The following is a 10708-nucleotide window of genomic DNA, read 5'->3' as shown; positions in this document are numbered from 1 at the left end:
CGATCGCGATGGAAAACGGTCTGCGCTTCGCCATCCGCGAAGGTGGCCGCACCGTTGGTGCGGGTGTTGTTTCCAAAATTATTGAATAATTTTGGAAAGCGGTGGGCGGCAGTTGCTCTGAATGAGCAATGAGAGCCCACACCGTCGAACTAAAGAAGGCCGCTCCCACAAGGGGCGGCCTTTTTGGTCGAAAGGTTTCCATCATGTTTCTACCGATGGACAATCTCGCAGTCAGATTGGTAACTGGTCTCACAAACACAATTGCAAAGAACGGTATTTCCCAAATGAATCGAGAGCTTAGTTCCAACGAGCGGTCTTTGGCATTATCCATTCTTCCTTGGCCTGCTCATGAGATGTCTTGGCGCTCGCAGCACATGTCACCAGCACCAACGCTTTTGCACGCCGGTGGGCAGTCCAACTTTGAAAAGGGGTTTAGCGCTTTGACCCGGGCGGGGTTAATGCGCAATGAGGGAATCTACGGCTTGCTTACTTGGGAAGCCGGTCAAAGCATCGAGCTGCCAACAGACTATCGACGTGATGATCTTGACGAACTGCTTGAGGCTTTCGCTTGTCATTCGCACTACGCAGACGAGTTTGCTGACCATTACGTGCCCGTAGTGCCCAAAAACAACTCAACGACAAGAATATGCGAGGCCTTCTGTGCTTGCGGCTACATGGAAAGGGCACGACGCGGCTGGGCTTGGACAGACTCGTTCGGGCCTTGGTTAGTGTATGAGCATTGCTGGAGACTGTCAGAATATGAAGCTGCAGATGATGAAAGTATCGCCGCTGCACTCGAAAATTTGCCTGTACAGACATTGGAAACACTGAAAGGAAAAACGTGCTCGTTTGAGCCAGACTTCCTCAGAATTCTATTTGTCCAGTACCGGAACGGGGTTTGGTCAGAAGACAACGAGTGGCGGACGGTACCCTCAGATGGTTGGGACATGAACTTGGCCGCTGGTCTTTATGAAAGACTGCAAAAGCCTGGCTACATCTGAGGCGCGCTGTTTTGGTGACCATCGGTTTGTCAAGGACAGCCATTTCCCCCTTGCCAAACCCCACCAACCCCACTAATACGCGCGAGTTCTCGATAAGAACGTCAAGGCGGGGTGATTCCCGCCTTTTGGGTTCGAAGAGGGTTGGCGATGCGCGCTTGTCCTCCTCTCAACCCCAACGCCTGATAAAAGGCTGTATCTATGCAAAGCCAAAACATCCGTATTCGGCTGAAGGCATTTGACTATCGCGTTCTGGATGCCAGCACGCAAGAGATCGTCAACACTGCCAAGCGGACCGGCGCGAACGTGCGCGGCCCGATCCCGCTGCCGAACAAGATTGAGAAGTTCACGGTTCTCCGTGGCCCTCACGTTGACAAGAAATCCCGCGACCAGTTCGAGATCCGCACGCACAAGCGTCTGCTCGACATCGTTGATCCGACCCCCCAGACCGTTGACGCGCTGATGAAGCTCGACCTCGCTGCTGGTGTGGACGTCGAGATCAAACTGCAGTCGTAAGATCGGAGGGTATAGATTATGCGCTCTGGTATTATCGCAAAAAAAGTTGGCATGACCCGCCTGTTCATGGAAGACGGCAAACAGATCCCTGTGACCGTTCTTCACCTGGACAACCTGCAGGTCGTTGCACAGCGTACCGCTGACAAAGACGGCTACACCGCCGTTCAGCTGGGCGCCGGTGCTGCCAAGGCAAAACGCACCTCGAAAGCCATGCGCGGTCACTACGCCGCTGCAAAGGTTGAGCCCAAGCGTAAGCTGGCCGAGTTCCGCGTCTCCGAAGATGGCCTGATCGAAGTGGGCGCCGAGATTTCGGCAGAACACTTCCTGGAAGGTCAGAAAGTTGACGTGTCGGGCACCTCGATCGGTAAAGGCTTTGCCGGTGCGATGAAGCGCCACAACTTCGGTGGTCTGCGCGCCTCGCACGGTGTTTCGATCAGCCACCGTTCGCACGGTTCGACCGGTCAGTGTCAGGACCCGGGCAAGGTTTTCAAAGGCAAGAAGATGGCCGGTCACATGGGTGCTGCCCGTGTCACCACCCAGAACCTGGAGGTTGTCAAAACCGACGCCGACCGTGGTCTGGTCTTCATCAAAGGCGCCGTTCCCGGACCGAAATCGGGCTGGGTCACCGTCAAGGACGCCGTGAAGAAGAAAGCACCGGAAGGCCTGCCTTTCCCGGCTGCTGTGAAATCGGCTGCAACCGAAGCACCTGCGGAAGAAGCTCCCGCGGAAGGTGGTGAAGCATGAAACTTGATGTAATCAAACTGGACGGCGGCAAAGCCGGCGACATCGAGCTGAACGCCGATCTGTTCGGTCTCGAGCCTCGTGCGGACATCCTGCACCGTGTGGTCCGTTGGCAGCGCAACAACGCGCAGGCCGGCACCCACAAGGTAAAGACCCGCTCGGAAACCAGCTACTCGACCAAGAAGATCTATCGCCAGAAGGGCACCGGTGGCGCACGCCATGGTGACCGTAACGCGCCGATCTTCCGCAAGGGTGGTATCTACAAGGGTCCGACCCCGCGTTCGCACGGCCACGACCTGCCGAAGAAGTTCCGCAAGCTTGGCCTGCGCCACGCTCTGTCGGCCAAAGCCAAGGCAGGTGAACTGGTTGTGATCGAGAACGCCGAAGCCGAAGGCAAGACCGCCGCTCTGGCCAAACAGGTTGCAAACCTGGGCTGGAAACGCGCTCTGGTCATCGACGGCGCGACCGTGAACGAAGGGTTCCTGAAGGCGTCGCGCAACATCGAAGGTCTGGATATCCTGCCGTCGATGGGTGCAAACGTTTATGACATCCTCAAGCGTGACACTCTGGTGCTCACCAAAGCGGCTGTCGAAGCACTGGAGGCTCGTCTGAAATGAGCGCGAAGGCAGAACACTACGACGTGATCCGCAAGCCGATCATCACCGAAAAGTCGACCATGGCGTCCGAAAACGGCGCGGTTGTCTTTGAAGTGGCGATCGACAGCAACAAGCCGCAGATCAAAGAGGCCGTTGAGGCGCTGTTTGGTGTGAAGGTCAAAGCGGTGAACACCACCGTGACCAAAGGCAAGGTCAAGCGGTTCCGCGGCCAGCTGGGCCGTCGGAAAGACGTCAAAAAAGCATATGTGACCCTGGAAGAGGGCAACACCATCGACGTATCCACCGGTCTCTGATCGGAACGTCTTTGGAAAAGAACAGAACCCCCGCGAGAGCGGGGGTTTTTTCGTATGGCGGTGACACTGGAAATTGATCTCGCGACGTCGCGGCAATTCCATAAACCGCTTGCGATGCCGGAGTGTTCCTCTATCCGGTTGCAAACGTAATAAAATGGCAGGCGTATGACTCGACCCATAGATTCGACCCCGGGAAAACCGGAAATGGCCGCAGCGCGGGATTGGGTGACGACGCTGGCCAAATACCGTGAGCCGAACCAGATGCGCAGCGCATTCGAGCTTGGCGTCAGCATAGTTCCATTTTTTGCGCTATGGGCTTTGTCCTGGGCGCTTCTGTCGGTCAGCTATTGGCTGGCTTTTGCAATCTCGGTCCTCAATGCGGCCTTTTTGCTGCGCCTGTTTGCGATCCAGCATGATTGCGGGCACGGGGCGTTCTTCAGCAACCGGACGGTCAGTGACTGGGTCGGGCGGATTATCGGAGTGCTGACCCTGACCCCTTATGACGTCTGGCGCCGCACGCATTCCACGCATCACAACAGCTCGGGCAATCTGGACAAGCGCGGGATGGGCGATATCCACACCCTGACCGTGGCCGAGTATCAGGCGCTGAGCCCCTTAAACCGGCTTTGGTATCGTGTGTATCGTCACCCGATCACCTTGTTTGGCTTTGGGCCGGGCTATCTGTTTCTGCTCCAGAATCGCCTGCCGCTTGGTTTGACGGGGCACATGAAATTCTGGATCAGCGCGATGGCCACCAATCTGGCCATCCTGCTGGCATTGCTGGCCATCTACCACTTTGGCGGGCTGATGCCGTTGTTGCTGATTTTCCTGCCCTCGACCTTGCTGGCCGCAACAGCGGGTGTCTGGCTGTTTTACGTTCAGCATCAGTTTGAAGAGACGCAGTGGGATCCCGATAAGGACTGGCGACTGCACGAGGTCGCCCTGCACGGCAGTTCGCATTATATCCTGCCATCCGTTCTGCAATGGTTTAGTGCCAATATTGGCATCCATCACGTCCATCATCTGTACAGCCGAATTCCGTTCTACCGCCTGACCGAAGTGCTGCGGGACCATGACGAATTGGCAAACAGCAACCGAATGACCATCCGCGAGAGCTTTGCCAACGCCCGCTTGCACCTGTGGGACGAGAAAAGCCGCCGTCTTTTGTCTTTCGCCGAAGCCCGTGCGCTTTATGGATAATGGGTGGAGCGCAAGCGGAACGGCGTAATAAAGCACATGTGGCCCTGGGAACGCCGCGGTGAAACGTCGGGGAGTGGACATGAAAGTCGATCCAAAGAATGTACCCTTTGCTGTTAAGTTGTTGCGCAACTGGCCCGCAAAACTGTGGGCGGTCAGGCTGCTGGATGCCCTGTCGAAACACCCGATAGCACCGCTTCCGGAGACGTATCAATGCCGCGAGATTCAGATTCCGCGCAGCGACGGCTCGGGCTCGGTCCGGACCCTTGTGATCTCGCCTAAAGCGCAGAAGGAACCCCTGCCTGTTGTCGTGCATCTACATGGCGGCGGATACCTGATCGGGACGCCGGAAAGCTCGTCGCTCAAACCGATCGCCAATCTGCTGAAAGCGACGGACGCCGTATTTGTGGTTCCCGACTATCGGCTGGCAAAGGATATGCCCTACCCGGCGGCGCATGACGATTGTTATGACGCGTTGGTGTGGGCGGCCCGCAATGCCCACGAGATCGGCGGACGGCCCGACCAGATCATTCTCGGCGGCGAAAGCGCCGGAGGTGGGCTGGTCCTGTCCACCGCACTGCGCGCGCGTGACCGCGGTGAGGTCAATGTCGCGTTCCAGTTCCCGATCTGCCCGATGATCGATGACGACGAGGCCAACTGGACGCCAGTCGCACCGGCCGATCAGAGTTGGCCGCCATCGTTGAACCGGTTTGGATGGGACCGGCTTTTGGGGGCAGGGCGACGGGGCGGTGCCGATGTAACGGCCTATGAGGCCCCAATCCGCACGAAAGATTGGTCCGGCCTGCCGCCAACCTTCACCTTTGTTGGCGAATGCGATCTGGTCCATGCCCAGACCTCAGCAATGGTCGAAGCGCTGCGCAACGCGGGCGTGGACGTGGTTTTCGACACGAGGCCGGGCGTTTACCACAGTATGGAGTTTTTTTTCCGAGAACCAGCCCGTTTCGCAGGATATTCTGCGGTTTTATCGTGAGACTTTTATAGAGTTCACAGAGAAGTACTTTGCGCCACAGCCTGAAAGACCCGAGTGACAACAATGAAAACAAAACGCGCAGAATGACCAGAGATTCTCAGACGGTAAAGCAGGCCGACAACGCAGCGCCTATCCCGGCCCAGAAGTATCGGGTCGTTGGTACGCGAAAGTCGAAAACAGCTGTGTCTTCGCGCCATGTTCTTCGGCTGGCAGACGAAGGACCCGTGACACTCAGCCCTGAGGCTTTCGCGAACCTGCATATCCACCATATCGACGCAGAAAACTCCGAGGTGTTTTGGTGTCGTGTAAAGGATGAAGCTTCGCTGTCCGGCTACAGCTTTTACTATCAGGGCATTCGACAAAATGCGACTGACGGGTACGCGGTTAAGTTTGGCAATCTCGGATCCTGGCAACGGCCGTTGACGGCGCGACCGGTTTTCATATTTTCGATTGGTCGCTGCGGATCGACGCTGTTTGCCAAGATATGTGATGCGGCTGGTCTTTTGACCTGGTCTGAACCGGACGCTCTAACCAATCTCGCGGGCAACCCGAAATTGCATCATCAGCCTGCGGATTTCCGAATGCTGACTCGGGTCGCTCTTGCAGATATCGCGGATAAAACCCGCTTGGCAGGGCAGAAAAGCATGGGCATAAAGCTGCGGTCAAACGTGACGCCATTCTGTGAAGACCTGTGCAGTCACCATCCGGAATCGGTATGCTTATTCCTGGTACGAGATCCCGTTTCCTGGGCCAGGTCCAGGCACAGGCTGTGGGGCGGGCGACCTGTAGGTTTGGCCCGGCGGTTAAGTGACATGGTTGAGTCCATGCGTCTGGCAAAAGCGCGTGGTCTGAAGATAAGTGTGATAAGCTATGGGGCACTGGTTGCTGATCCGCTGCGGCAAGCCGAGAGGATCGCGCAGGAAGTCGGGGAACTGGAAGTGGATCCTAGTCGGCTTGACGAGGTCATGAGCAGGGACTCGCAGCAAGGCACAACGATTGGGCGAGACGCCGGAAAAGAAATTGCCGAAGATTTCAATGCGCGGTTTGTTCGGGCCCTCCGAAACACGGCGCCTTGGTTGCTTGAACGAAAACCTGAACATTGGTTGGACTAGCGCCTTGTTTCGGGCAATCGGCTCCGCTGCTTAGAAAAGTGCGCCTTTGCTGTGGACGGTGTGCAATTGATCTGTTACACGCTCCCAATCTTGCGGCCTCGGATTCGTTCCGGGGCCTCTGATATTTGTAACCGGGGACCTTCGGGGCCCTATACCCTTGGCACCTACGGGGGCCTATCACATAGCGGGGAAACCCCCTGCACTTGCTAAACGGAAGACAGAAAGCATGGCACTCAAGTCGTACAAGCCGACGACGCCGGGCCAGCGCGGGCTGGTGCTGATCGACCGTTCGGAGCTTTGGAAAGGACGTCCGGTCAAGTCTCTCACTGAGGGTTTGACCAAATCGGGCGGCCGGAACAACACCGGACGGATCACTTCACGCCGCCGCGGCGGTGGCGCAAAGCGTCTCTACCGGATCGTTGACTTCAAACGGAACAAATTTGATGTCGCGGCAACCGTCGAGCGGATCGAATATGACCCGAACCGGACCGCATTCATCGCACTGGTAAAATACGAAGACGGCGAGCAGGCATATATCCTGGCTCCGCAGCGTCTGGCTGTTGGTGACAAGGTCATCGCGTCGGCAAAGGCCGACATCAAGCCGGGCAATGCAATGCCGTTCTCGGGTATGCCCATCGGTACCATCGTCCACAACATCGAGATGAAACCTGGTAAAGGCGGTCAGATCGCACGTGCGGCCGGTACTTACGCTCAGTTCGTTGGTCGCGATGGCGGCTACGCTCAGATCCGTCTGAGCTCGGGCGAGCTGCGCATGGTCCGTCAGGAATGCATGGCCACCGTTGGTGCCGTGTCCAACCCCGACAACTCCAACCAGAACCTCGGTAAAGCCGGTCGTATGCGCCACAAGGGCGTTCGTCCGTCGGTTCGTGGTGTTGCAATGAACCCGATCGATCACCCGCACGGTGGTGGTGAAGGTCGGACCTCGGGTGGCCGTACACCGGTTACACCGTGGGGTAAGGACACCAAGGGTAAGCGTACCCGCAACAAGAACAAAGCGTCCCAGAAGCTGATCATCCGCTCGCGGCACGCCAAGAAGAAGGGACGTTAATCCATGTCTCGCTCTGTTTGGAAGGGTCCTTTCGTCGATGCTTACGTGCTGAAAAAAGCCGAAGCAGCGCGCGAGTCGGGCCGCAACGAAGTCATCAAAATCTGGTCGCGTCGTTCCACCATTCTGCCCCAGTTCGTGGGTCTGACCTTTGGTGTGTACAACGGCCAGAAGCACATTCCCGTCAACGTCTCGGAAGACATGATCGGTCAGAAGTTCGGTGAATACTCGCCGACCCGGACCTATTATGGCCACGCCGCAGACAAAAAAGCGAAGCGGAAGTAAGTCATGGGCAAGGAAAAGAACCCCCGCCGCGTGGCTGAAAACGAAGCAATGGCGAAAACCCGCATGCTTCGCACCAGCCCGCAGAAACTGAACCTGGTTGCGCAAATGATCCGCGGCAAGAAAGTCGAAAAGGCTCTGACCGACCTGACTTTCTCGAACAAGCGTGTCGCGCAGGACGTCAAGAAGTGCCTGCAGTCCGCAATCGCGAATGCCGAAAACAACCACAACCTGGACGTTGACGAGCTGATCGTCGCCGAAGCATGGGTTGGCAAGAACCTGGTCATGAAGCGTGGTCGTCCGCGTGCCCGTGGCCGTTTCGGCAAGATCATGAAGCCGTTCTCGGAGATCACCATCAAGGTGCGTCAAGTTGAGGAGCAAGCCTAATGGGTCATAAAGTAAATCCGATCGGCATGCGCCTGCAGGTCAACCGCACCTGGGACAGCCGCTGGTACGCCGACACCAAGGACTACGGTGATCTTCTGCTGGAAGACCTCAAGATCCGTGAGTTCATCAACAAAGAGTGCAAGCAGGCCGGTGTTGCCCGTGTGATCATCGAACGTCCGCACAAAAAGTGCCGCGTTACGATCCACACTGCACGTCCCGGTGTCATCATCGGCAAGAAAGGTGCAGACATCGAAGTTCTGCGCAAAAAGCTTGCTCGTATGACCGACAGCGAACTGCACCTGAACATCGTCGAAGTGCGCAAGCCCGAGCTTGACGCGCAGCTGGTTGCCGAGTCCATCGCTCAGCAGCTGGAGCGTCGTGTCTCGTTCCGCCGCGCGATGAAGCGGTCGGTTCAGAACGCCATGCGCATGGGCGCCCTGGGTATCCGGGTGAACGTCGCTGGTCGTCTGGGCGGCGCCGAAATCGCACGGACCGAGTGGTACCGCGAAGGCCGCGTGCCTCTGCACACCCTGCGTGCCGACATCGATTACGCACATGCCGAAGCGATGACCCCCTATGGGATCATCGGGATCAAGGTCTGGATCTTCAAAGGTGAGATCATGGAGCACGATCCGCAGGCACGTGACCGTAAAGCACAGGAACTCCAGGACGGCCCTGCACCTCGTGGTGCTGGTGGCGGTCGTCGCTAAGGAGGGAAAGATATGCTTCAACCAAAGCGTACTAAATTCCGCAAGATGCACAAAGGCCGGATCAAGGGTCTCGCCAAGGGCGGCTCTGATCTGAACTTTGGCACATACGGCCTGAAAGCTCTTGAGCCTGAGCGTGTTACCGCACGCCAGATCGAAGCTGCACGTCGTGCCATGACGCGTCACATGAAGCGTCAGGGCCGCGTCTGGATCCGCATCTTCCCCGACACTCCGGTCACGGCCAAGCCGATCGAAGTTCGTATGGGTAAAGGTAAAGGTTCGGTCGACCGTTGGGCCTGCAAGGTCAAGCCTGGCCGCGTGATGTTCGAGATCGACGGCGTCAATGACGATATCGCCCGCGAGGCCCTGCGCCTGGCCGCGATGAAGCTGCCGATCAAGACCCGCGTCGTGGTTCGCGAAGACTGGTAAGCGTTCCGGGGGTAACCCCGTTCGTGACAAGATTGACCCCCGTCGGGATACCGGCGGGGGTTTTTCATTTCTGTGTCATGGCGTTGGATTTGGATTGCGTATTTGGCTGAGGCACCACAAGGTCGCCCCTGATTTGCTGTCGGAAAAACAGGAGGCCTCGATGGTTCAGCTGCGTAAGAAACTCCTTTTCAAAGAGGTAATTACCTCTGACCAGATGGGCCAGCCCTGCGCGCCGATCACCCGTGTCGCGGCTGTGGCGGTGTTCAAAAACCCTTTGGCGGGCGTGTTTTCCGAGGATCTGAGTGCGTTGTTCGACATTGGCGGCACATTGGGCGCGGAATTGGTGGCTGACGCTGTTGCCGAGTTGAAGGCTGCGCCGATCTCATACGGAAAGGCCGCGATTGTGGGCCTGAACGGAGATGCCGAGCATGGCGGAGCACTCATCCACCCCAAGCTTGGCGCCCCGATGCGCGCGGCGATTGGCGGCGGTGAGGCTGTCATCCCGTCGAACGCCAAACTGGGTGCTCCGGGTTGCGCCCTGGACTTGCCGCTGGGGCACAAGGACGATCCATGGTCGATCAACCACTACGATACGATGACCCTATATCTGACGCGCCATTGCCCGATGAGGTGGTGTTGTGTGTGGCCTATGCCGATGGCGGTCGCCCGACGCCACGCTGCGGCAAGGGGCGCATCATAGATTAAGGCCTGAACCAAAGCGGGTGTCGGCCAGAAGGGGGCAGTCTGAAAACCCGGCCTTGAAACAACCAACCCGGTCGGGCAGTCGGCGGGGCGTCCTGTTGCGCTATGGTCATGCGCACCCACAGTTGAATGGCATTGTGGCGTCAGACGTGGCAGGGTTCACGGTAACTTTGCCGGGAAGGACCGCCATGACGACCATTGTCCGAACCATCCACGATGTCGTGGTGTCTGTGTTCCTGACTTTTGCGGTTTTGTTTGGCGCGACACCTCTCGGGGCGGCCTCACCCGAAGTGAACCTGGGCCATTTCAACGGTCTGGCCATGAACGGCTACGACGTCATGAGCTATTGGCGCGGCGGCAATCCGCAAAAAGGCGATCCCGAGATCACTGCAGATTACAAAGGGGCCACCTGGGTATTTCTGAACGACGAAAACCGGCAAGAATTTCTGTCTGACCCGGACAGGTTTGCCCCTCAGTTCGGCGGCTATTGTGCCTATGCCGCAAGTCAGAATGCCGTGGCGGACGTGGACCCGATTGCGTGGCGTATCTGGGACGACAAACTTTACCTGAATTACAGCATCGAGGTCCGGCGCATCTGGGCCAACAGGATCGATGAGAATATCGCTAAGGCGAACGGGTACTGGCCCGACCTGTTGCAGCAATAGCGTTT

The 10708-nt window shown here is 57.5% G+C and carries 16 protein-coding genes; all 16 read left to right on the top strand.

Features of this window, described 5'->3' with window-relative positions; translation table 11 throughout:
• On the top strand, positions 1–89 hold an 89-nt coding region (locus ACR0KX_RS19940), incomplete at its 5' end, for an EF-Tu C-terminal domain-related protein (protein ID WP_299642092.1).
• Positions 90–284: 195 nt separating this feature from the next.
• The gene (locus tag ACR0KX_RS19935; protein ID WP_480708734.1) at positions 285–1001 is read left to right on the top strand and encodes a hypothetical protein; all 717 of its coding nucleotides are present in this window, start codon (positions 285–287) and stop codon (positions 999–1001) included.
• Between the two features lie 198 nt (positions 1002–1199).
• Positions 1200–1514, top strand: a complete 315-nt coding sequence (rpsJ, locus tag ACR0KX_RS19930) for a 30S ribosomal protein S10 (protein WP_008756422.1) — start codon at positions 1200–1202, stop codon at positions 1512–1514.
• Between the two features lie 18 nt (positions 1515–1532).
• Positions 1533–2258 carry a 50S ribosomal protein L3 gene (gene rplC / locus ACR0KX_RS19925; protein ID WP_170351686.1) on the top strand — a complete coding sequence of 242 codons (726 nt, stop codon included), beginning with the start codon at positions 1533–1535 and terminating at the stop codon, positions 2256–2258.
• Positions 2255–2872 carry a 50S ribosomal protein L4 gene (gene rplD / locus ACR0KX_RS19920; protein WP_155148664.1) on the top strand — a complete coding sequence of 206 codons (618 nt, stop codon included), beginning with the start codon at positions 2255–2257 and terminating at the stop codon, positions 2870–2872. Before rplC ends, rplD begins: the two co-directional genes overlap by 4 nt.
• Positions 2869–3165: a 50S ribosomal protein L23 gene (locus ACR0KX_RS19915; RefSeq protein ID WP_008757532.1), complete on the top strand. Its 297-nt coding sequence runs from the start codon at positions 2869–2871 to the stop codon at positions 3163–3165. The genes rplD and ACR0KX_RS19915 overlap by 4 nt, the downstream gene beginning before the upstream one ends.
• A gap of 165 nt (positions 3166–3330) precedes the next feature.
• Entirely contained in the window at positions 3331–4365 is a 1035-nt protein-coding gene (locus ACR0KX_RS19910; protein WP_480708733.1) for a fatty acid desaturase, read from the top strand.
• 79 nt (positions 4366–4444) lie between these two features.
• Complete coding sequence (locus tag ACR0KX_RS19905) at positions 4445–5353, top strand: alpha/beta hydrolase (RefSeq protein WP_170624841.1); 909 nt, start codon at positions 4445–4447, stop codon at positions 5351–5353.
• 83 nt (positions 5354–5436) lie between these two features.
• On the top strand, positions 5437–6465 hold the full coding sequence (locus ACR0KX_RS19900) for a hypothetical protein (RefSeq protein WP_480708732.1): 1029 nt from the start codon (positions 5437–5439) through the stop codon (positions 6463–6465).
• 226 nt (positions 6466–6691) lie between these two features.
• A complete protein-coding gene (gene rplB, locus ACR0KX_RS19895; protein ID WP_170356688.1) occupies positions 6692–7534 on the top strand; it encodes a 50S ribosomal protein L2 in 843 nt (280 codons plus the stop codon).
• A gap of 3 nt (positions 7535–7537) precedes the next feature.
• Positions 7538–7816, top strand: coding sequence for a 30S ribosomal protein S19 (gene rpsS / locus ACR0KX_RS19890; protein ID WP_005980699.1), 279 nt, complete (start codon positions 7538–7540; stop codon positions 7814–7816).
• Positions 7817–7819: 3 nt separating this feature from the next.
• Entirely contained in the window at positions 7820–8200 is a 381-nt protein-coding gene (gene rplV / locus ACR0KX_RS19885) for a 50S ribosomal protein L22 (RefSeq protein WP_039538267.1), read from the top strand.
• Positions 8200–8910 (top strand): 30S ribosomal protein S3, encoded by a 711-nt coding sequence (gene rpsC / locus ACR0KX_RS19880; RefSeq protein ID WP_008758042.1) that lies wholly within the window; start codon positions 8200–8202, stop codon positions 8908–8910. Before rplV ends, rpsC begins: the two co-directional genes overlap by 1 nt.
• A 12-nt stretch (positions 8911–8922) precedes the next feature.
• Positions 8923–9336, top strand: coding sequence for a 50S ribosomal protein L16 (rplP, locus tag ACR0KX_RS19875; RefSeq protein WP_058283513.1), 414 nt, complete (start codon positions 8923–8925; stop codon positions 9334–9336).
• A 160-nt stretch (positions 9337–9496) separates the two neighbouring features.
• Positions 9497–10036, top strand: a complete 540-nt coding sequence (locus ACR0KX_RS19870) for an amino acid synthesis family protein (RefSeq protein ID WP_480708731.1) — start codon at positions 9497–9499, stop codon at positions 10034–10036.
• Between the two features lie 190 nt (positions 10037–10226).
• Entirely contained in the window at positions 10227–10703 is a 477-nt protein-coding gene (locus ACR0KX_RS19865; RefSeq protein ID WP_480708730.1) for a YHS domain-containing (seleno)protein, read from the top strand.
• Positions 10704–10708 lie beyond the last annotated feature (5 nt).

It is taken from the genome of Ruegeria sp. BG5 (assembly GCF_056538425.1).
This window is presented reverse-complemented; position numbering and strand designations above follow the sequence as displayed.

Excerpts from the sequence above, each read along its gene's own strand:
- ACR0KX_RS19915 (WP_008757532.1), top strand. The coding sequence starts at position 2,869 with ATGAGCGCGAAGGCAGAACACTACGACGTGATCCGCAAGCCGATCATC.
- rpsS (WP_005980699.1), top strand. The coding sequence starts at position 7,538 with ATGTCTCGCTCTGTTTGGAAGGGTCCTTTCGTCGATGCTTACGTGCTG.
- rplP (WP_058283513.1), top strand. The coding sequence starts at position 8,923 with ATGCTTCAACCAAAGCGTACTAAATTCCGCAAGATGCACAAAGGCCGG.
- ACR0KX_RS19865 (WP_480708730.1), top strand. The coding sequence starts at position 10,227 with ATGACGACCATTGTCCGAACCATCCACGATGTCGTGGTGTCTGTGTTC.
- rplV (WP_039538267.1), top strand. The coding sequence starts at position 7,820 with ATGGGCAAGGAAAAGAACCCCCGCCGCGTGGCTGAAAACGAAGCAATG.
- rpsJ (WP_008756422.1), top strand. The coding sequence starts at position 1,200 with ATGCAAAGCCAAAACATCCGTATTCGGCTGAAGGCATTTGACTATCGC.
- rpsC (WP_008758042.1), top strand. The coding sequence starts at position 8,200 with ATGGGTCATAAAGTAAATCCGATCGGCATGCGCCTGCAGGTCAACCGC.
- ACR0KX_RS19905 (WP_170624841.1), top strand. The coding sequence starts at position 4,445 with ATGAAAGTCGATCCAAAGAATGTACCCTTTGCTGTTAAGTTGTTGCGC.
- ACR0KX_RS19870 (WP_480708731.1), top strand. The coding sequence starts at position 9,497 with ATGGTTCAGCTGCGTAAGAAACTCCTTTTCAAAGAGGTAATTACCTCT.
- ACR0KX_RS19900 (WP_480708732.1), top strand. The coding sequence starts at position 5,437 with ATGACCAGAGATTCTCAGACGGTAAAGCAGGCCGACAACGCAGCGCCT.
- ACR0KX_RS19935 (WP_480708734.1), top strand. The coding sequence starts at position 285 with ATGAATCGAGAGCTTAGTTCCAACGAGCGGTCTTTGGCATTATCCATT.
- rplB (WP_170356688.1), top strand. The coding sequence starts at position 6,692 with ATGGCACTCAAGTCGTACAAGCCGACGACGCCGGGCCAGCGCGGGCTG.
- rplD (WP_155148664.1), top strand. The coding sequence starts at position 2,255 with ATGAAACTTGATGTAATCAAACTGGACGGCGGCAAAGCCGGCGACATC.
- ACR0KX_RS19910 (WP_480708733.1), top strand. The coding sequence starts at position 3,331 with ATGACTCGACCCATAGATTCGACCCCGGGAAAACCGGAAATGGCCGCA.
- rplC (WP_170351686.1), top strand. The coding sequence starts at position 1,533 with ATGCGCTCTGGTATTATCGCAAAAAAAGTTGGCATGACCCGCCTGTTC.